Raw genomic sequence first — 20,145 nt, forward strand, 5'->3', positions numbered from 1 at the left:
TTCACCGTCCTTCCACGTCGTACGGGAAGGACGGCAGTACGCCGATCTTGTCGTACTCCATCCGCCCCTGGTCGAAGCCCGCCGCCCAGTTCGCGTTGGTCACCTCGTTGCACTGGTACGACTGGTACTTGTCGTCGGTCACCGTCCCGACCTCGATGTCGGAGAAGCTGAACCCGCAGCCGCCGGCGTCCATGTGCACGCCCCGCGTGCCGCTGTCCGGCATCGAGGCGTCCGGAAGTACGTCGGTGATCACCACCTGCTTCACCGTGTTCCGCACCGGATGGGGCTCCTGGTTGTCGATGCCGTAGGTGTAGAACGCACCCATGTCACCGCTGTCCAGGCCGGTCTCCTCCAGCCGGATGTAGGAGAACTCGTTGTCGAGCGCGTAGCCCTCGCCGTCCTTCACCTCCGGCCGGGCCTCGAGACTGATGCCGTACCGCGCGCTGTGCTTCACGACCACGTGCGAGACCTTGTTGCTCCCGGTGTCCATCAGCTCGATCCCGGCCGCGTCGCCCGGCACCAGCTCGCCGACGTGGTCGATGTAGAGGTTGGTGAACGTGTTGTGGTTCGCGACGTCGCCCTCGCCCGGGTACGGTCCCTCGACCTTGATGCCGTCGGCACCGATGTTCTCCAGCAGGCTGTCGGCGATCGTCACGTGGTCGTTGGCCGACAGCAGGTAGACGCCGTGGTACCCGGTGTCACGCAGGTGCAGCCCGGTCAGCTCGACGTTGCGGGTGTTCGTCAGGGTGACCGCGCCGAACCGGTTGCGGGTCATCTCGATCTGCCGGTCGTACTCCTTGTACTTGTGTGGCTGGCCGGAGTCACCCGCGCTGATCCACCCCGAGCGGTACCACTGCATGAAGTCGGTGTTCGCGATGCCGACACCGTCGAACGCGATGTCGTGCAGGCGCCGCGACGGGGTCGCACCGCCAAGCGACAGGACCTGGGTCTGCGTCGGGCGCAGCACCCGCTTGCCGTCCATCGTGCCGCCGCGCGGCTTGTAGTACAGCTCCTTGTTCGCCCAGTCGAGGTAGTACTCGTCCTCGGCGTCGAGCAGGTCCAGCGAGTTCTGGACGAAGTACCGCGAACCGGACCGGGAGTTCATCATCGCGTACCGGGTCCAGTAGTCCAGTGTGACCTTGTTGTCCTTCCAGTCCGGGTTCTTGATCGGGACCGTGTCGGTGAACCAGCTCCACGAGCCGCCCGACCAGATCATCACCTGGGCCGGCCAGTCGGTGTAGCTGCCCAGGTTCCAGGTCTCGTCCCAGTCGCCCTCGGTGAAGCCCACCTGGTCCCGGATGGCCTCCTTCTCCGGTTCGATCAGGACCGACGTCAGGTACGGCGCCCATTCGTCGTCGGAGCGCCGGTTCGGGTACCGCGCGGTGGTCGCCCGCTCGCCGTCGACGTACAGCGTGTAGAACGGCTGGTCGACGTCGACCTTCGCCTTGAAGATGCCGTCCTTGTACGGCGCCCAGCCGGTGACCTCCCGCCCCGCGTCGAGAACCGCCTTGCCCGGACCGTCGACGCTGCGGTAGGTCACCCCGGAGTCCCGGTCGTCGAAGGTGATCGTCTTGTCGACCTGGTAGGTGCCCGCCCGCAGGTTCACCACCGGCGTGCACCCGGCATGCGCTCTGATCCGCAAGGTGTCCCGTGCGTGTTCGATCGTCTTCCAGGGCTTCGACTCGGTTCCGGGTGCCCTGTTGTCGCCGTCCGGGGCGACCCAGAACGAGCTGCAGTTGTCCTGGCCCGCCGGGGCGGCGGCTCGCGCCGCCACCCCGCCTCCGAGGACAAGAGCAGGAAGGGCCAGACCGGCCAGCACTCCCGCTGCGAAACGTGGCATCGGAGTCACCGGCCCGCGACGTCGTACGGGAAGGTGGGCAGTACGCCGATCTTGTCGTACTCCATCTTCGACGCGTCGAAGCCCTCGACCCAGTCGGCGTTGGTCACTTCGTTGCACTGGTACGACTGGTACTTCTGGTCGGTCACCTGACCGACCTGCACGTTGCTGAACGCGAACCCGCAACCGCCGGCGTCCATGTGCACACCACGGGTCCCGCCGGCGTCAGGCATCGACGGGTCCGGGATGACGTCACCGATCACCAACTGGTCGACGGTGTTCTGCACCGGGTGCGGCTCCTGGTTGTCGACGCCGTACGTGTAGAACGCGCCCATGTCGCCGCTGTCCAGGCCCATCTCGTCCAGCTTGATGTACTTGAACGTGTTGCCGCTCGCGTACTGGTCGCCGTCCTTAACCTCCGGCCGCGACTCCAGGCTGATGCCGTAGCGGGCACTGTGCTTCACCTCGACGTTGGTCACCGTGTTGTTGCCGGTGTCCATCAGCTCGACGCCTGCCGAGTCACCCGGGACCAGCTCACCGATGTGGTCGATGAACACGTTCGAGATCGTGTGGTGGTTGCTCAGGTCGCCTTCACCCGGCCAGCCGCCCTCGACCTTGATGCCGTCGGCACCGATGTTCTCCAGCAGGCTGTCGGTGATCCTGGTGTGGTCGTTGGCGAACAGCAGGTAGATGCCGGTGAAGCCCGTGTCGGACAGGTGCAGCCGGCTCAGGTCGATGTTGCTCGTGTTGGTCAGCGTGATCGCGCCGAACCGGTTCCGCGGCATCTCGATCTGCCGGTCGTACTCCGGGTACTTGTGCTCGACGCCCGCGTCACCGCCGGCCACCCAGCCGTTGCGGTACCAGCTGACGAAGTCGGAGTACTGCACACCGATCCCGTCGAACGTGACGTCGTGCAGCCGGTCCTGCGGTGACTTGCCGGCCAGGTTCAGCACGGTCTTCACGGTCGGCCGCAGTACCTTGACGCCGTCCATGCTGCCGGCGCGTGGCTTGTAGTAGACCTCACCGGCCTTGTTGTCGACGTAGTACTCCCCCGCCTGGTCCAGGAAGCTCAGCGAGTTCTGGAAGAAGTAGCGGGAGCCGCCACGGCTGTTGACCATCGCATAGCGGGTCCAGTACTTCAGCGTGGTCTGCGTCTTCTTGAAGTTGGTGTCCAGCAGCGGGATGGTGTCGGTGAACCACGACCAGGAGCCACCGGACCAGATCGTCACCGACGCCTGGCTCATGTCCCACGTCGGGTCCCAGTCCCCCGGGTTGCCCCACAGCCAGTTGCGGACGTCCATCTTGTCCTCTTCGTAGAGGATCGACGTCATGTACGGCGACCAGGTGTCGTCGCTGCCCCGGTTCGGGTAGCGGGCGTTGGTCGCGCGCTTGCCGTCCTCGAAGAGCGTGTAGAACGGTTTCGACGCGTCGAACTTGGCCTTGTAGATGCCGTTCTCGGTCGGGGTCCAGCCGGTGATCTCCTCGGCGCCCTGGAGCTGCGCCTTACCGGGGCCGTCGACGCTGCGGTACACGACCCGGTGGCCGTTCTTGCCGGAGTCCTGCTCGTTCAGGTCGATCGTGGACGCGACCGGGTAGTCGCCGGCCTTGAGGTTGACGGTGATGTCGCAGTTCATCCGGTCGTTGAGGTCCTTGTTCCGGATCTCGTCACGGGCCCGGGTCACGGTCTTCCACGGGCTCTTCTCGGTGCCCTTGGCGGAGTCGTTGCCGTTGGTTGCGACCCAGAAGGTCTTGCAGTCGACAGCACCTGCGGGCTGGGCGTTGAACTGGACGGCCGCGACGGTCACCAGGGCAGCCGCGACCACCCCGGCGCCGACGCTGAGCGTCGTACGCCTGGTTCGTTTGGACATGTTGGGCGGGGTCCTCTCTCAGGGAGGGATCAGTCGCCGGCGTTGCCGTTCTGGCTGCGCCAGCGCTCGTACTCGAGACGGGTCTTCTGGGTCAGGGGGTAGTAGTCACGCAAGGGGGCGCCTTCGTCGATGCGGCGCCGGCTGAACTTCTCCCACTCGTCGTGCTCGGCGGCCGCCTGGATGACGGACTCCGCACGCTGCCTGGGTACGACGACGGCCCCGTCGTCGTCGGCGAGCACCAGGTCCCCCGGCAGCGTCAGTACGCCGCCGACTGCCACCGGGACGTTGTACGCCCACGGGAACAGCTCGGACTGGGACGCGTAGTGCGGGGTGGCTCCGGTGGACCAGATCGGGACGTCGAGCTCCGACACCCGCGGTACGTCGCGGATCCGGCCGTCGACGACGATGCCGGCCCCGCCGCGGAGCTTGAAGTAGCGGACCAGCATGTCGCCGAAGCAGCCTGTGGTGTGGCTGCCGTACGCCTGGACCACCAGGACGTCGCCGGGCTGGATCTCGTCGAGCACGGCCCACAACGCCGTACTGCGCTCGATGTACTCCTGGCTCTGCCCGTCGGCGATGTCCTCACGCTGTGGCATGAACTGCAGGGTCAGCGCGCGGCCGACCACCTTCTTGCCGGGGAACATGCTGGTCGGACCGTCGACGAAGGTCCGGCGGATGCCCTGGTTGTGCAACCGGGCGCAGGCGGTGGCCGACCCGATCTCGGACAACCGCGACACCAGGTCCGGATCCGGCGACGGCGGGGTGTCGCCGCGCACCGGCAGGTCCCAGACAGGCGTCACCGGAGCTTGTTCCGTGCTGCTCATATATCTCCTCAGTCAAGCGCCAGATGTGCGGCGCGATAGATGTTTCGGGTCAAGCGAAGGTCCAGCCGGATGGTCCGACCTGGCGGCATCGTCACCTCGAGCCTGTTGCCATCGACAACGACTGTGCGGCTGCCCGGTGTGGGCGGCGTCGAGGTGTACGCCGGGGACGGGCCGGGGTACTCACCTGTGGCGGTGGAGAACGTGACCTCGTCGATCCGGTCGGTGCCGAAGCTCCCGGCCTGTACGACCACCCGGCGCGTCTGGGTCGCGGACAGGTTGACCAGCTGTAGACCTGTCCGGTCCGGCTCAACTGTGTCGACCAGTGCGGCGACGTCAGGTGGCAGACCGGGACGGCCGCGGTCCGCGTCCAGGTACAGCACGCGCAGTGGCAGCAGACCGCCGTTGTAGAGCAGCTGCGGCGTACCTGTGGTCAGCTGTAGCAGCGCCTCGGTGGCGACTGGGTTGTGCCGCTGCCAGTGGTGGATGTTCATCTCTGCCGGGTCGACGGTGTCAACGGCCATCAGGTCCATCCGGCGCTGCACCTGCGACAATGCGACGCCCAGCATGGCCTCCGGGTAGCCCGGGTTGTCCCCGGCCAGGTAGGCGAGCCAGGGCGCCTCGTGGCCGGCGTCCTCCTTGTTGCGGAAGTCCCGGACCGTACGCCAGTCGTAGCCGCTGCTCTCACGCAGTTTGCTCAACCGGTCGCGGTCACCCGACTCGAAGGAGGCCTGCCACAACCACATCGGCAGTCCCAGCTGCGGGGGCTGGTAGTCGAACCACCCGTCGTCGCTGTGCCGGTTCGGGATCAGCAAGGTCGGGTTGGCGCAGTCGTCCCCCAGCTCGGCCTCCCAGCGGTCCCGGATGCTCATGTCGGTCTCGTCGACGGCACCGCTGACGCCACGTTCGTACAGGTGGTCCAGCAGCTGCCGTGCGAAGTCCAGCCGCTTCGAGTCACCCGTGAGTACGACGCCGTTCAACGCCGCGACGCAGGCGGCCGAGCCGACGCTGTAGACACCGTGCGGCCAGTTCCAGCCGTACTTGCCGCCGTACCAGCGGCCGTCGTGGAGCTCGCCGACGATGCCGTTCGGGCCCACATTGTCGGGCAGCACGCCGCCGTTCGCTTTGGCCCGCTCCTCCCACGCGTCCAGGTACTCCAGCGTCCAATCAGCGAACCGGTCGCTGTGGTCGTACAGCCAGGCGTTCGCGGTCAGCGTCGTCGCCGCCAGGTTGACTGCGGTGTCACCAGCACCGAGTCGGCGGATCATCTCCGCACCCATCAGGTCCGCGTTCGCCGGGTCCTTCAGATCGTCCCAACCGCTGATCCCGGGTACGCCGGACAGCGGCAGCCCGAAGATCCGCATCCGCTCCTGGTTCGCGCCGAACGTCCGCCACTCGTCGTTGATGCCCCACCGCGGACCGCCGGCGCCGTTGTGCGGCGCGCGGATCGTCCGGGTCGCCGGGTCGTAGTTGGACGCCGGCGAACCCGGTAGGTAGAGCTCGGCGAACCGGTACGCGCGTTCCCGGAACACCTCGTCCGTCGGGTCGGCCGCGCACAGCGAGTAGAAGAAGATCATCGACTCGCCGATGTGGAACCAGTCGTACCCGCGCTCGAACTCGTCGACCAGGAACCCCAGGTCGGTGAGCTGCCGGGTGACGCCTTCCCAGTGCCACTTCGACACGTCGATCAGGTCGTCCGCGCCGCCGAGCTGGTAGAGCACCGGCCAGTTCACGAAGGCCTCGTAGAAGTCGTCCGCACCGTCCCGGCTCTGCACGGGACCGGCGTACCGCAGACTGCCGTCGGGGAGGCAGTAGCGTTCGCGGAACAGCCACCAGCCCTCGTCCATCACGTCGAACAGGCGGCGCTGCATGATCGCCCAGGCCGGCGGTGCGCCTATCGGTATCTCTGCGACGATCGGCTCGGTTGTCGGTGTCATCCTTTGGTCGCTCCCGCGGTCAGGCCGCTGATCACGTGCCGCTGGAGCAGCACGAAGACCACCAGCAACGGAGCCACTGCGAGCAGCAGCGTCGGGAAGACCACCGTGTAGTCGGTGGAGTACTGGCTCACCGCGGCGTACACGCCGGTCGTCACGGTGTAGAGACCGCTGCCCGGGCCGAGGATGATCTGCGGGTTCACGAAGTCGTTCCACACCGAGAAGGTGTTCAGGATGACCATCGTCACCACGGCCGGTTTCATCAGCGGGAACACGATCGACCAGAACACCCGGTGTTTGCCGGCCCCGTCGACCGCGGCCGCCTCGTCCAGGCTGGCCGGGATCGTCATGATGTAGCCGGCGTACAGGAAGATCGAGAACGGCAGCGTCAGCGTGGTCTCGAACAGCACGAACCCGGGGATGGTGCCCATCAGCCCGAGGAACTTCAGCGTGTAGACGACCGGGATCACCAGCACCTGGCTGGGGATGAACGTCCCGGCCACGAACAGCAGCAGGAGCATCCGGTAGCGGCGTTCGCTGCGCCGCGCGATCACGTAAGAGACCGGGCCGGCCAGTGCCACGGACAGTAGGTTCACCGACACCACGAACAGGATCGTGACGGCGTACCCCTTGAGGATGTTGAAGTCGGGGTTCGTCGCGGCCTTCCGCAGGTACTCCGTGGTCAGCTGGTCGGGCGACAGCGAGAACGGGTGCTGCAGGATGTCCTGCTGCGACTTGAACGCGCTGATGATCAGCAGGTACATCGGCACCAGCATCAGCACGCTGGTCACGACCAGGAACGCGATCCGTCCCCAGCCCTTTGTCCTGAAGGGTTTGAACTGCATGCTGGCCACCCGTGGCATCCGGAGCGCGCTCATCCCTGCACTCCTCGGTCAGCACTCGCTCGCAGCCGAGCGACGGTCAGGGCGAGACCTGCGGTGATGACCATCAGCACGACGCTCTGCGCCGAGCCGAACCCGAGCGCGTTGTTGTGGAACGAGTCCCACAGGATCAGGTACGCCGCGGTCTGAGTGGACCCAGCCGGGCCACCTCCTGTCAGCGACACGACGAGGTCGTACGTCTTCAGGAGCGTCACCAGCGACAGTACGAGGTTCACCGTCACCACCGGCGCCAGTGCGGGCAGCGTGACGTTGAAGAACGTCTGCCGCTTCGACGCACCGTCGATGCGCGCCGACTCGAGCAGGTCCTTCGACACCGTCTGCAGCCCGGCCAGGTAGAGCACCACGTTGACACCGAACCCGGCCCACACCAGCACGGCGATCAGACTCACGAGAGCCCATTTCGGGTCGGAGAGGAACGGCAGTACCTCGGCGCCCTTCGACGTGAGCCAGCCGTTGACGACACCCGACGTACCGAGCACTGCGCTCCACAGGAAGCCGACGACCAGTGCGCTCAGCACGTGCGGGTAGAACAGCACGATGCGGAAGAACGCGTTCAGCCGGGACGCACCGTTCACCAGCAGGGCGAACCCGAGTCCGAACACGCTGAGCAGGACAGTGCCGACAGCCGCGATCAGCAGCGTCACCCAGCCCGCCCGGATCGCCTCGGCGCTGTGCGTCAGGCTGACGTAGTTCTTCAGGCCCACGAACGCCGGGTTCGCGCTGTAGCCGTCCCAGTCGGTCAGGCTGAGGTAGAGCGACAGACAGACCGGGACGACCAGCATGACGACGAACAGCACCAGGGCCGGGCCGACCATACTGAGGGTCGTCAGACGGGCTCTCACGACTTCGAGCCCATCCAGCTGTCGATGCGGGTAGCGACGTCCTTCGCACTCTTCCCCGTGTAGAGGCTCTGGACCGCCTTGTTCCATTCACCGTTGAAGCCCTGCGGCAGCGTGTTGGCGCCGTACCCCTCGCCCTGGGCTACCTGCTTCGGCGCCTGGTCGAGGATGTCCTGCACCTGCTTGCCGAGCGGCGACAGGTTGTCGGTGTAGCCCTTGCGGAAGTTGCCGTCCTGCGCGAGCTGGCTCTGCACGGCGGTCTTGTCCGTGACCAGCCACTGCACCAGCTTGATCGAGAGGTCCCGCTGCTTGGTCGACTTCAGCACCATGTACGGCGCGGCCATCGTGACACCCTGCGGACCCGGCGACGGCTGCCCTGCCTCGGTCGGCGCCGCGAACACACCGAGGTCGAACTTCGGCTTCGCGTCGTCGGCGGTCCGCACGAACCAGCTGCCCATGATGTACATGCCGGCCTTGCCGGACAGGAAGTTGGTCTGCGCGCCGACGTCCTTCAGACCGAGTGCGTTCTTGTCGACGTACCCGTTCTTGATCCACGACTGGTAGCGCTCCAGCAGCGGCAGCATCGTCTCGCCGACCTTGGCCTGCTTGGAGCTGATCTGCTGGTACCAGTCCGGGTACTTGGTGGCGATCGACGGGTCGCTGAGCTGCAGCAACTGCAGGCCGGTCACGTAGTCGCCGGCCGTCTGCAGCGGCAGGTAGCCGGCCGCCTTGAGCTTGCCCATGGCCGCGGTCAGCTCGTCCAGGTCCTTCGGCGGGGCGCTGATGCCGGCCTTGGTGAAGGCGTCCTTGTTGTAGAACACCAGCGACTGGGCCTGCTGGCCGACACCGACCGTGTACACCTTGCCGTCCAGCGAGGCCTGCTCGACCAGCGGCGTGTCCTTGGTCCACGCCTGGTCGGTCAGGTCGAGCATCTGCGGTGCCAGCACCTTGTCGGCCATCAGCGTCTCGACGACATCCGGCGCGTTGCCGGCCGCGAGCAGCTGCGGCAGCGTGTCCTTCACACCCGAACCGGTCGGCGCCTCGATCTTCACGTCGACGCCCGGGTTGGCGTCCTCGAAGGGCTTGATCAGGCCCTCCCAGTAGCTCTTGGTCAGGTTGGGGGTGATGTTGACCAGCATCCGCACTTCGCCGGTGCTGTCACCAGCAGCACCCTTGTCGTCACTGAAGCCGCCGCCGCAGCCCGCCGCGCCCACCAGGATCACGACGGATGTCAGCAGGCCCAGCGTGCGCACTGGAGCGCGTCCCGCTGTGTGTCCTGGTTTGCGTCGTAGCGAACGAGCCATTTCCGGGTCCTCCTCGGATCGTCCCGGCGTCGGGGGCGGCCGGGCGTCGTTATCGAGTGACGATGCAGAGTGCGACGCTCAAGTGTCAACGTTTAAACGGTAAAGTGGACGTTCCGAGTCAGAAGTCCGCACCATATGGGGTTGGCAGAACGTTGTGAACCGGGTCACCATGCAGCCATGCCCGATGCCGGAAGACCGAAGTCACCGCTGACACTGTCGGTGGCCGAGCGGACTGCGCTCAGCCAGCTCGCGGCCGCCCCGCGGACCAGTGCCGCGATGCGGCTGCGGGCCCGGATCGTGCTGGCCAGCGCCGAGGGACGCTCGAACAAGGCGGTCGCGGACCTGCTCAAGGTCACCCCGGGCACGGTCGGCAAATGGCGCCGGAGGTTCCTCCGGATGGGCATGGCCGGTCTCGACGACGGGATGCGCAGCGGACGGCCGCGGATGGTCGACCGGGTGCAATTAGGAGCCGTTGCTACAACATCGATGGCCGATTCCGGACATCGCCAGTCAACCCGCGAACTGGCGACGGCGTACGGCGTCTCGCAGTCGACGGTCTCGCGGCGGCGCCGGGAGGAGGTCCAGCACTACCGCTCCAGTGCTGGAATAGCCGTGGCGACCAGCCATCCCGCTCCGCCGCTGTCCGGTGACACAGAGTTGCTGTCCGATCGGGTGTACGAGGCGATCCGCGGCTGGATACTGTCCGGCGAGCTGGCGCCCGGGATGCGCGTAGTCGAGTCCGAGATCGCCCGGGTGCTCGGCACCAGCCAGACCCCGGCCCGGGAAGCGGTACGGCGGCTGGCGCACGAAGGACTCGTCACGTACCGGCCGCGGCTGGGGAACTTCGTCACCGAGATCTCGCAGGTCGAGGCCCGGGAGGCGCGGGAGGTCCGCGTGCTGCTCGAGTCCGCGGCAGCGCGCCGGGCGACCGGTCACGCGCCGCAGGAGGAGCTGGATCTGCTCCGGATCGAGGTGCAGCGGATGATCGAGGCGGCCGGCCACCACGACATCGGCGCGTTCCGCGAGGCCGACCTGCGGTTCCACCGGCAGGTGCTGGCGACCAGCGGCAACTCGATGCTGCTGCGCGTGTGGCGGACGCTGGAGCCGGCGCTGTGGAGCCTGCAGGTGGTGTCGAACGCGATGTACGCGGGTGACTGGGGCCTGATGGCACGCCGCCACCTGGACCTGATCGAGGTGCTCGCCGGGACCGACCCCGAAGACTCCGCCCGCCTCTTCGCCGCCCATGCCCGCGGCGAAAGCTCCATCACGAGACCAGCCGGCCGCCATGCTTGACGCCCACGTCCACGTCTGGGACCTGACCCAACGCCAACTCCCCTGGCTGGGGGCCAACCACCCCCTCCGCCGCGACTTCACCCTCCTCGACCTGTGCGACCCGCCCAACCCGCCCCACCTCTCGGGCGTCGTGGGCCCTTCCGACCTTGTGCTTGTTCAGGCTGATGCTGATCCGGCTGAGGTGGGTGACCTGCTGGCGCTGGCTCAGGGGAACCCGGCTGTGGTTGGTGTGGTGGGCTGGTTCGACCTGCTCGACTTCCCGGACCGCCTGCCCGACGACCCGCTCCTCGTCGGCGTGCGCAGTCCACCGGTCGACCAGACCGACCCCGACCTGCTGACAACTCCCGCGCACCTGCGCGGCGTGCGGGCCGCCGCCGACGCCGGCCTCGCCATCGACCTCCTGCTCCGCCCCTCCGCCCTGATAGGCGCCGCTCGACTAGCCTCCGCCGTACCGGACGCCCGTCTCGTACTCGACCACCTCGGCAACCCGACAGCTGCGACCGCCGAGTGGCGGTCCGGAATGCAGGCCCTCGCCGAGTGCCCGAACGTGACCGTCAAGCTCTCCGGCACCGCCCACCTCGCGACCGACGACCTCCGCGCACTGGTCGATGTCGCCCTCGAACTCTTCGGCAGTGAACGGTTGCTGTTCGGCTCGGACTGGCCCGTGTGCACGCTGGCCGCCACCCGCGCCGAGGTGATCCGCCGTACCACCGCACTGCTGCCACCCGCCACGCACAACGACGTGTTCCGTGGCACCGCCCAGCGCATCTACCGCTCCAGGGAGACCGCCCCATGACCGAGTACACCCGCCGTCAGGTCCTCAGGACTGCCGGCGCCGCAGCCGGCACCGCAGTCGTCGCCGGCTCACTCACCAATCCCCTGACCGCCACCGCCGCAGCCACCCCGGGCAGCGACACCAACCCGCTCAAGCTCTGGTACACCCAGCCGGCCACCGAGTGGCTCCAGGCACTTGCCGTCGGCAACGGCCGCCTCGGCGCCATGGTGTACGGCGGCACCGCCACCGAACAGCTGCAACTGAACGAGGACTCGATCTGGGCCGGTGGTCCACACCAGTACGACGACCCGATCGGCAAGGACGTCCTGCCGGAGATCCGCCGGCTGATCGCCGAGGAGAAGTACCTCGACGCGCAGAACCTCGCCGACGAGCACTTCATGGGCCGTCCGACCGAGCAGATGCAGTACCAGCCGGTCGGCTACCTCTCGCTGGCCTTTCCGGGCATCGACGCGACCGCGGTCACGGCGTACCGGCGGGAGCTCGACCTGACCACAGCGATCACGTCAGTCAGCTACGAGCACGCAGGGGTGCGCTACACGCGGGAGGTGTTCGTCAGCCATCCCGCCCAGGTCCTGGTGATGCGGCTGACTGCCAGCCAGCGCGGGGCGCTCACGTTCGACGCGACGTACAGCACGGAGCAGGCCGCGACACCTGCGGCGTACGACAAGCAGACCCTGGCGCTCAACGGCATCAGCGGCGACGCCGAGGGGCTGACCGGTTCGGTCAAGTTCTGCGCGCTGCTCCGAGCCTTCACCGAGGGCGGCAGTACGACGGTTGCTGACGGCAAGCTCTCGGTCGCCGGCGCCGACGAGGTCACGCTGCTGTTCTCGGTCGGTACCAGCTACCGCAACTACCTCGACGTCGGCGCGGACCAGGTCGCTCGCGCCGTAGCACCACTGGCCGCGATCGGGCGCCCGGCGTACGGCGCGCTGCGACACCGGCACGTGGAGGACTACCAGCGGCTCTTCGGCCGCCTCGATCTGGACCTCGGTACGTCGGACTCGATCGCGCTGCCGACCGACCAGCGGGTCATAGCGTTCCGCAACGGCGGCGACCCGCAACTGGCGGCGCTGTACTACCAGTTTGGCCGGTACCTGCTGATCTCCAGCTCTCGCACGCCGGGCCAGCCCGCGAACCTGCAGGGCATCTGGAGCTACAAGATGCTGCCCGAGTGGCAGTCCAAGTTCACGCTCAACATCAACGCCGAGATGAACTACTGGCCGGCCGGTCCGGCCAACCTTGCGGAGTGCTGGGACCCGCTGTTCCAGATGACCAAGGAGCTTTCCGAGTCCGGCGCCCGTACCGCGGCCGCCATGTACGACGCACCCGGCTGGGTAGCGCACCACAACACGGACGGCTGGCGCGGAACTGCTCCGGTCGACTTCGCGTACTACGGGGTCTGGCCGACCGGCGGTGCGTGGCTGTCGCTGCTGTTCTGGGAGCGGTACGAGTACACCGGCGACCTGGAGATGCTGCGGAAGTACTACCCCGTTCTGCGTGGCTCGGTGGAGTTCTTCCTGGACCAGCTGCAGACCGACGCCAAGACGGGGTGGCTGGTGACCAGCCCGTCGCACTCCCCCGAGGTCAAGCACCACGACTACGACAACGTCGGCGTGAGCATGTGCGCGGGCCCGACGATGGACACCGAGATCCTGCATGACCTGTTCAAGGTGTTCGGGCAAGCGACTGCGGTGCTGGGTGTCGACAAGGCGATGGCCGCTGCCGCCGCGGACGCGCGGTCGAAGCTGGCGCCGATCCAGATCGGGTACCTCGGCCAGATCCAGGAATGGCTGATCGACTGGGAGGAAGCCGCCCTGGAGACGAGTCGACATATCTCACACCTGTGGGCCGTGTTCCCGAGCGACCAGGTGACACCACGCAGTACGCCGGAACTCGCCGACGCGGCCCGCAAGTCGCTGGAGCTGCGCGGTCCGGCCGTGACCGCCGGCTGGTCGCTGGCGTGGAAGCTGAACCTCCGCGCCCGGCTGCTCGAGCCGGACAACGCCTACAAGCACCTCACCCAGCTGCTCGCTCCTGGCCGCACCGCGCCGAACATGTTCGACCTGCACCCGCCGTTCCAGATCGACGGGAACTTCGGCGGCGTCTCCGGGATCACCGAGATGATCATGCAGAGCCACTCCGGCGAGGTCGCGCTGCTCCCCTGCCTGCCGACGGCGTTCCCGACCGGGAACGTGCGAGGCATGCGTGCCCGCGGCGGGTTCGACCTGGAGTTCTCGTGGTCCGGCGGGAAGTTGACCAAGGCAAAGATCCGCTCGCTGCTCGGCAACCGGCTGCGGCTGCGGACCGGCGCTTTGGTGGACGTGAAGTCGTCCGTCGGCCCGGTAGCGTTCGCTCGCCCGGAGGACGGCGTTGTCGAGTTCCGTACCCGCCGTGGCGTCGACTACTTCATCGAGGTGCGCCCGTGACTGCTCTTCGACTGACGCTGCCGTTGCTGGCTGCACTGCTCACTGTGGGGACCGCCTCTGTGCCAGCTGCTCGTAGTGCGCCTGCTGAGCAAGGGACGACCGCGTGGCACGACGGTGCGCTGCAGGGCGACACTGCAGGGCTGGTGTCGCGGTCCGACCTCGTCCAGGAGGGCCCTGCGTGGCGCCCGTACCAGGCGATGCCGCTGGGGAACGGTGTGCTCGGTGCTTCGGTCTGGGCCGAGAAGGGCTACGGCGCGCAGCTCAACCGCGTGGACACGTTCCCGGACCTCAAGTCCGCCGGACGTCTCGTCGTACCCGGCCTGGACTCGCTGATGCGTGCTGACGACTACAGCGGCCGGTTGGCGCTGTACGACGGTCAGGTCGTGCAGAGCGGGGGCGGTCTCACTGCGCGTTCCTATGTGCGTGCTGACGCCGACCAGTTCGTTCTGGAGGTGACTGGGGCGGATCCTTCGCAGGTGCAGACCGCTGACCTCAAGCTGTGGGCCGGTCGCACGCCGGCGGTCAGTGCTGCGAATGGGATTGCCGCGCTCGCAGAGATGTTCCACGACGAGTCATCCGGCAGCATCACCGGTGCGGTCGCTGCGCTGACAGCACAGGCCCAGGGCGTCACCGCGTCGGTGGTGGACCCGCTGACGGTACGGCTGACGTTCCGGCCGCGTGCGGACGGCAGTTTCCGGCTCGTGGTCGGCGTACCGTCGTACCGCGGCGGAGAGCTGCGGGCAGCCGCGCGACGTGCCGTGGTCGAGTCCCCCAGCCACCACCTCGAGTGGTGGCACGCGTTCTGGGACAAGGCGGCGCCGATGCGGATCACATCGGCCGACGGGTCCGGTGAGTACGTCGAGAACCTGCGGACGATGCAGCTGTACACAATGGCCGCGTCGATGCGTGGCGACGTACCAAGCACGCACGGTGCGGTGGTGCGGATGTTCTCGTCGTCGGGAGACCAGGCGGACTGGGCGCAGGACTCGTACTGGCACTTCAACCTGCGGATGCTGGTGTCCGCGAACCTCGGTGCCGGCATCGGTGAGCTCAACTCGCCGTACTTCAAGTTCTACCTGGACCGTGCCGAGCTCATGCGCGAGTGGACACGAACACACTGGATCGGCGGCGAGGGACTCTGCCTGCCGGAGTTCATGCGCTACGACGGCACTGGCGACGGCTGCGACAACATGCAGGAGCCCAGCTGGACGCGGCGGATCCTGACGAGTGGACCGGAGCTGGTGAACAACATCTGGCAGCAGTACCGGTACACCGGCGACAAAGCCCTGCTGAACCGGAGCTATCCGCTGATGCGGGACGTGGCGCGGTTCTACCTGTCCGCCATGACCACTGGCGCCGACGGCTACCTGCACCTGGAGCACGTGAACGCTCTGGAGGTGCAGTGGGACACCAGCGACCCCGTGCCGGACATGGCTGCGATGCGGGTCATCTTCCCGCTCGTCGCCAACCTGGCGACGTCGCGAGGAGACACGGCGTTGGCTAAGCAGTTGCGGGACGCGGTGGGCAAGCTCCCGCCGTTCCGGACCGTTCAGCGTGGCGGTGAGGAGGTGCTGGCGTGGTCCGGTACCGACGAGGAGTCGCACAACACGCAGAACCCGGAAATGGAGGCACTCTGGCCGTGGGGCGTGTTCGACGAGACGTCCGAGTTGATGCAGGCGACATACCGGCAACGCGTGTACCCGCAGGACAAGGACTGGGGCATGGACTCCACCTGGGCCGCCCGGCTCGGCCTCTCGGACGAGGTGAAACGCCTGCTGCTGAAGGGGATCGCGGACTTCCAGATCTTCCCGAACGGCTTCACCGTGCACCGCACCGGCCAGGAAGCAGTCCGGAACCGCAGCTTCTACAACGAGTGGGGCGGCGTACTGACCACCGGCCTGCAGGAGGCGCTGGTCCAGTCGTACGACGGCGTTGTGCACGTCGCACCCGCGTGGCCGAAAGACTGGGACGTCGCAGGGTCCGTGCAGATCGAGGGCGGGCACCGGATCAGCACCGAGGTCCACGACGGCGTACCGAACGTGGTCGGCATCCAGTCCGGCAGCCGCGACACGCTGAAGCTGCGCAACCCCTGGCCGGGCCAGCAGGTCCGCGTAGTCGACTCCCACGGACGCGTTGTCGTCGGTGCCACCAGTGCCGACGTCGTCGACCTACGGACAGCTCCTGGTACGTCGTACACGCTCGAGCGCGTCGCCGTACCGCTGTCGTCCTTCACCTTCGCTCCCCTGACCGGCCAGCCGGCGTCTGCCGTCAAGACAGTCGGCAACCGGGTACTGGGCGTCAAGCGGAGCGAGCCGCCGCTGCTGAGCGACCTCGTGTCGGTGCAGTCACCGGAGAAGCTGACCAACCTGGTCAAGGCTCAGGTCGGCGCGCCGATCTATGTGGATCGCAGCTACACGGTCACCGAGCTGCCTGGTTCGTTGACCGGGCAGGCCTTGGTACAGGGCTCCAACGACGACTCCAAGGCGACCACACCACCCGACTACCTGACGGTGAATTTGACCCGGCCGGCGACCGTGTACGTCGCCTTCGACCCGCGCGGCGAGAACGCGTGGTGGCCGTCGTGGCTGTCCTCGTTCACCCGCACTGGTGAGACAGTCGGCACCACAGATCAGCGCCTGGTCCTCTTCAAACGCGACGTACCCGCCGGGCAACTCTCCCTAGGCCCCAACTCCGGCGTTTCCGGCATGGGGAACTCCACCTACGTCACGTTTGTGGTACCACGCTGAGCATGTTCAACCACGCACCCGACGGCTACGACTGCCCGTTCTGCCGACTGGCCGCCGGCGGCGAGGACCACCTCACGGCGCAGCACGACATCGTGCTGCGCCGTGAGCACGCACTCGCCTTCGTAGCCTCCCGCTGGTGGCCCAACAACAAAGGCCACGTCCTCGTGGTCCCCACCGCCCACCACGAGAACCTCTACGACCTCACCTCCGAGTCCGGCCACGCCGTCCACGACGTCGTCCGCGAAATCGCCATCGCCATCCGCAGCACCTACAACTGCGAAGGAATCTCCACCCGCCAACACAACGAACCCGCCGGCTACCAGGACGCCTGGCACTACCACGTCCACGTCTTCCCCCGCTACCCCAACGACAACCTCTACAACACCCGCCACCTACCCACCCCCGCCACCCCCACCGAACGAGCCCCCTACATCCACCGCCTCCAGTCCCACCTAAACCCCCAAACCTAAGAAACCCGACGCCTCCCGATCTCCCCACCCCACAGCCTGTGACCCCGGCGACATCCGCCGACCGCTCCAGGCAGAGCAGCTCAGACTGCCCTCCGTCCAAGCCCCAGCTCCGACTGAGCCCAGTTCAGACCTAGCCCGATGCAGGCTCACGGCACTTCAAGCAACTGCCCTCCCCAGCCGCGAAGAACCTCCCCCACAGCCGCCCCCGGGCCAGTCGAACCCAACGCAGGCGGGCCGGTCAGCACCTGACCTACTCCCGATCGCCCGACCCTCCAACAACCTCTCTCCGCTCACCACCGTTCACGTGCAGCACACCCGCCCCGGAAGCCATGCCAAACGCACCCAGACCGGCGCAACACCTCCCCCGGCGCCACCCACACGCACCAACCTCCCCAGACACCGCACACTCCAACACAGCACACGCCGGACACAGCACACGCCGAGGCCCCACGTCCCGCGCACACCACCTCCCACGCACAGCACGCCCCGCGCACAGCACGCCCCGGGCACACCACCTCCCGCGCACAGCACGCCCCGCGCACACCACCTCTCGCGCAGCACCTCCCGCGCACACCACCTCCCGCGCACAGCACGCCCCGCGCACACCACCTCCCGCGCAGCACCTCCCGCGCACACCACCTCCCACGCACAGCACGCCCCGCGCACACCACCTCCCGCGCACACCACCTCCCGCGCACAGCACGCCCCGCGCGCGGCACCTCCCGCGCAGCACCTCCCGCGCACGGCACCTCTCGGGCGCAGCACCTCCCGCGCACACCACCTCCCACGCACAGCACGCCCCGCGCACACCACCTCCCGCGCACACCACCTCCCGCGCACAGCACGCCCCGCGCGCGGCACCTCCCGCGCAGCACCTCCCGCGCACGGCACCTCTCGGGCGCAGCACCTCCCGCGCACACCACCTCCCGCGCACGGCACCTCTCGGGCGCGGTGCGGTGCGGGCGGGCGCGGTGCGGTGCGGTGCGGGCGCGATGGGGCTGCCGGCCTGCCAGTGGATCGTGCGCGCCCGGTGAGTCAGATCGTGGCGAAGGAGGGCGGGCCGGCGCCGGTGTCGTTCGGGGTGCGTTCGCCCCAGACCGCGAACCGAGTCGCTTCCGCGCGTGTCAGGTCGTCGGCGTGCCAGCGGCTCGGTCTCACACCCTGCGCGGAGGCTGCTGGCGCGGCGGTTTCACCCCACGGATCGTCTGCTGGGGTTGGGCTTCGGGGCGTCGGGTTGTCAGTGGACGTGAGTTCATCGTCCGATGGTCCCGAGGGCGTGAGGCGTTCACCCGGCGGCTCGTCCACCCGCGGCGCGTCGTCCAGTAGACCCGAGGGCAGGGGGCGTTCACCCGGTGGCTCGTGTGTCCGGGGTGCGTCGGCGGGTGGTTTGTGTGGATGGCGGGGTGGTGGGTCTGCCCAGGTAGGCCTGGCGACGTGGACTTCGCCGTTGGTGATGGTGATGGTCCAGTGGCCGTTGTGTAGGTCGGTGTGGTGGCAGCGGCACAAGAGCACCAGGTTGGAGATCTTGGTTTCGCCGCCGTCGATCCAGGAGATCAGGTGATGGGCGTCGCACATGACCGGTGGGGCTCCGCACACGACGCAGCCGCGGTCGCGGGTGTTCAGGGCGCGGCGCATCGCGCGGGTGACCAGGCGTTCGCAGCGGCCGACGTCGAGGGGTTCGGAGTTGGAGCCGAGCACAATCGGGATGACCTTCGCATCGCAGGCCAGCCGGCGGATGGCGGCTGCGGACAGCCCGTTGCTGTAGACGGTCTGCCCGATCGCGTCCGCAGTCATCGCCTTCAGGTCCTCCAGGTCGATGGTCACGGTCAGGTTCGCCTTCGCCCCGAACCCAGGCACCGTGTCCACGACCCCACCACGCGAACCACCCACCCCATCACAGGCCTGGCCAACCACCACGTCACCAGCCACCACACCAGCAGCCGCATCACGCCGCTGGCCCGGCGCCGCCCCAGCCTCCGAGCCGCTCCCCGCGTCGGCCCTTGCCTCCGTAGAACCGGCCTCCGTAGAACCGGCCTCCGTAGAGCCAGTCTCCGGCGTATTGGCTGCCGGGGGACTTGCTGGGGTGGTGGGGCGGGGGATGGTGGGTGAGGGGGTGCCTGCGTCGAGGGCGGTGGCGGCGAGGGTGAGGGTGGTGGTGAGGGCGTCGGCTTGGCGCTTTTCGCGGGAGCGGGGGTCGCGCTCACCGTCGATGGTTTTGTGTGGGCGGGCGCCGGTGAAGATGAGCGTCCGGAGCAGTTCGGCGTTTTCGTTGGCCAGGTACCCGGTGAACTTCACTCCCCGGTCGGCGGTCTTCAAGGTCAGGGTCTCGCGGGCGGCGGCCTTGTCTTCTTCGGGTTCGGGGCCGTCGGTGTCCAAGATGTCGCGGGACTGCTCGGCGGCCGCACGGAGATCGGCCGGGGACAGGTACCGGGCCTGGCGGACCAGTTCCTGTTCGGCGAACTCGAGGTCTTCGACCGGCACGGTGGTCGGGACCTTTTCCAGGCCGAAGACGATTGCTTCGGCCTGCGCCGGCCGCAGCAACACCTCAGGAATCTCCCCGTCCTCCACAGCGGAGTCGGGGTCGGGCAGCGCGGCGGTGACGGCCGCATACTTGGGGAGGGCGCGGGACAGCTTGACGTCGCGGTAGGCGCGAGAGCGGTCGAGGCGGTAGCGGAACTCCAGGTACTGGACCATGTCACGGGCACCGACCCGTTCGGCATACCCGGACTTGTCCATCGCCGCAACGAGGCGCAGGCGGCGGGTCTCGGTCCGGGCCTGGTCGGCGTCGCACTGGTCAAGAGCGTGCGCCAGCTCGGCATCGCTCATCAACTCCGGCGACTTCTCCATGCAACAAAGCCTAGACACCCCCACCGACAGTTTTCAAAGCCAGAACCCCTTATTTTCAAGG

The 20,145-nt window shown here is 67.8% G+C and carries 13 protein-coding genes; 5 read left to right on the forward strand and 8 right to left on the reverse strand.

Annotation, left to right across the window (positions count from 1 at the left end):
- Position 1 precedes the first annotated feature (1 nt).
- Genes OHB24_RS42260 through OHB24_RS42290 form a run of 7 tightly spaced genes read right to left on the reverse strand, consistent with a single transcriptional unit; the run spans position 2 to position 9,454 of the window.
- A complete protein-coding gene (locus OHB24_RS42260; RefSeq protein ID WP_327636613.1) occupies positions 2-1,840 on the reverse strand; it encodes a right-handed parallel beta-helix repeat-containing protein in 1,839 nt (612 codons plus the stop codon).
- A gap of 5 nt (positions 1,841-1,845) precedes the next feature.
- Positions 1,846-3,705, reverse strand: a complete 1,860-nt coding sequence (locus OHB24_RS42265; protein WP_327636614.1) for a right-handed parallel beta-helix repeat-containing protein — start codon at positions 3,703-3,705, stop codon at positions 1,846-1,848.
- Between the two features lie 29 nt (positions 3,706-3,734).
- On the reverse strand, positions 3,735-4,529 hold the full coding sequence (locus OHB24_RS42270; protein ID WP_327636615.1) for a hypothetical protein: 795 nt from the start codon (positions 4,527-4,529) through the stop codon (positions 3,735-3,737).
- An 8-nt stretch (positions 4,530-4,537) separates the two neighbouring features.
- Positions 4,538-6,463 carry a hypothetical protein gene (locus OHB24_RS42275; RefSeq protein WP_327636616.1) on the reverse strand — a complete coding sequence of 642 codons (1,926 nt, stop codon included), beginning with the start codon at positions 6,461-6,463 and terminating at the stop codon, positions 4,538-4,540.
- Complete coding sequence (locus OHB24_RS42280) at positions 6,460-7,338, reverse strand: carbohydrate ABC transporter permease (RefSeq protein ID WP_327636617.1); 879 nt, start codon at positions 7,336-7,338, stop codon at positions 6,460-6,462. The genes OHB24_RS42275 and OHB24_RS42280 overlap by 4 nt, the downstream gene beginning before the upstream one ends.
- Positions 7,335-8,204 (reverse strand): carbohydrate ABC transporter permease, encoded by an 870-nt coding sequence (locus tag OHB24_RS42285; RefSeq protein WP_327636618.1) that lies wholly within the window; start codon positions 8,202-8,204, stop codon positions 7,335-7,337. The genes OHB24_RS42280 and OHB24_RS42285 overlap by 4 nt, the downstream gene beginning before the upstream one ends.
- Positions 8,201-9,454 (reverse strand): ABC transporter substrate-binding protein, encoded by a 1,254-nt coding sequence (locus tag OHB24_RS42290; protein ID WP_327636619.1) that lies wholly within the window; start codon positions 9,452-9,454, stop codon positions 8,201-8,203. The genes OHB24_RS42285 and OHB24_RS42290 overlap by 4 nt, the downstream gene beginning before the upstream one ends.
- A 228-nt stretch (positions 9,455-9,682) precedes the next feature.
- On the opposite strand from OHB24_RS42290, the gene OHB24_RS42295 reads away from it, so the two are divergent.
- The 5 genes from OHB24_RS42295 to OHB24_RS42315 are packed head-to-tail and all read left to right on the forward strand — an operon-like array spanning position 9,683 to position 17,237.
- Entirely contained in the window at positions 9,683-10,798 is a 1,116-nt protein-coding gene (locus tag OHB24_RS42295) for an FCD domain-containing protein (protein ID WP_327636620.1), read from the forward strand.
- Positions 10,791-11,594 carry an amidohydrolase family protein gene (locus OHB24_RS42300; RefSeq protein ID WP_327636621.1) on the forward strand — a complete coding sequence of 268 codons (804 nt, stop codon included), beginning with the start codon at positions 10,791-10,793 and terminating at the stop codon, positions 11,592-11,594. Before OHB24_RS42295 ends, OHB24_RS42300 begins: the two co-directional genes overlap by 8 nt.
- On the forward strand, positions 11,591-14,020 hold the full coding sequence (locus OHB24_RS42305; RefSeq protein WP_327636622.1) for a glycoside hydrolase family 95 protein: 2,430 nt from the start codon (positions 11,591-11,593) through the stop codon (positions 14,018-14,020). Before OHB24_RS42300 ends, OHB24_RS42305 begins: the two co-directional genes overlap by 4 nt.
- Complete coding sequence (locus OHB24_RS42310; RefSeq protein ID WP_327636623.1) at positions 14,017-16,767, forward strand: glycosyl hydrolase family 95 catalytic domain-containing protein; 2,751 nt, start codon at positions 14,017-14,019, stop codon at positions 16,765-16,767. Before OHB24_RS42305 ends, OHB24_RS42310 begins: the two co-directional genes overlap by 4 nt.
- Before the next feature lie 2 nt (positions 16,768-16,769).
- Positions 16,770-17,237 carry an HIT family protein gene (locus OHB24_RS42315; RefSeq protein ID WP_327636624.1) on the forward strand — a complete coding sequence of 156 codons (468 nt, stop codon included), beginning with the start codon at positions 16,770-16,772 and terminating at the stop codon, positions 17,235-17,237.
- A gap of 1,035 nt (positions 17,238-18,272) precedes the next feature.
- Here the strand turns inward: OHB24_RS42315 and OHB24_RS42320 are convergent.
- A complete protein-coding gene (locus OHB24_RS42320; RefSeq protein ID WP_327636625.1) occupies positions 18,273-20,084 on the reverse strand; it encodes an HNH endonuclease in 1,812 nt (603 codons plus the stop codon).
- Between the last annotated feature and the right edge of the window lie 61 nt (positions 20,085-20,145).

It is taken from the genome of Kribbella sp. NBC_00482, assembly GCF_036013725.1.
GTDB lineage: Bacteria > Actinomycetota > Actinomycetes > Propionibacteriales > Kribbellaceae > Kribbella.

Bases quoted from the DNA above. Each gene is read 5' to 3' on its own strand.
- OHB24_RS42300 (WP_327636621.1), top strand. From the start codon at position 10,791: ATGCTTGACGCCCACGTCCACGTCTGGGACCTGACCCAACGCCAACTC.
- OHB24_RS42320 (WP_327636625.1), bottom strand. From the start codon at position 20,084: ATGGAGAAGTCGCCGGAGTTGATGAGCGATGCCGAGCTGGCGCACGCT.
- OHB24_RS42295 (WP_327636620.1), top strand. From the start codon at position 9,683: ATGCCCGATGCCGGAAGACCGAAGTCACCGCTGACACTGTCGGTGGCC.
- OHB24_RS42315 (WP_327636624.1), top strand. From the start codon at position 16,770: ATGTTCAACCACGCACCCGACGGCTACGACTGCCCGTTCTGCCGACTG.
- OHB24_RS42270 (WP_327636615.1), bottom strand. From the start codon at position 4,529: ATGAGCAGCACGGAACAAGCTCCGGTGACGCCTGTCTGGGACCTGCCG.
- OHB24_RS42275 (WP_327636616.1), bottom strand. From the start codon at position 6,463: ATGACACCGACAACCGAGCCGATCGTCGCAGAGATACCGATAGGCGCA.
- OHB24_RS42280 (WP_327636617.1), bottom strand. From the start codon at position 7,338: ATGAGCGCGCTCCGGATGCCACGGGTGGCCAGCATGCAGTTCAAACCC.
- OHB24_RS42265 (WP_327636614.1), bottom strand. From the start codon at position 3,705: ATGTCCAAACGAACCAGGCGTACGACGCTCAGCGTCGGCGCCGGGGTG.
- OHB24_RS42305 (WP_327636622.1), top strand. From the start codon at position 11,591: ATGACCGAGTACACCCGCCGTCAGGTCCTCAGGACTGCCGGCGCCGCA.
- OHB24_RS42260 (WP_327636613.1), bottom strand. From the start codon at position 1,840: ATGCCACGTTTCGCAGCGGGAGTGCTGGCCGGTCTGGCCCTTCCTGCT.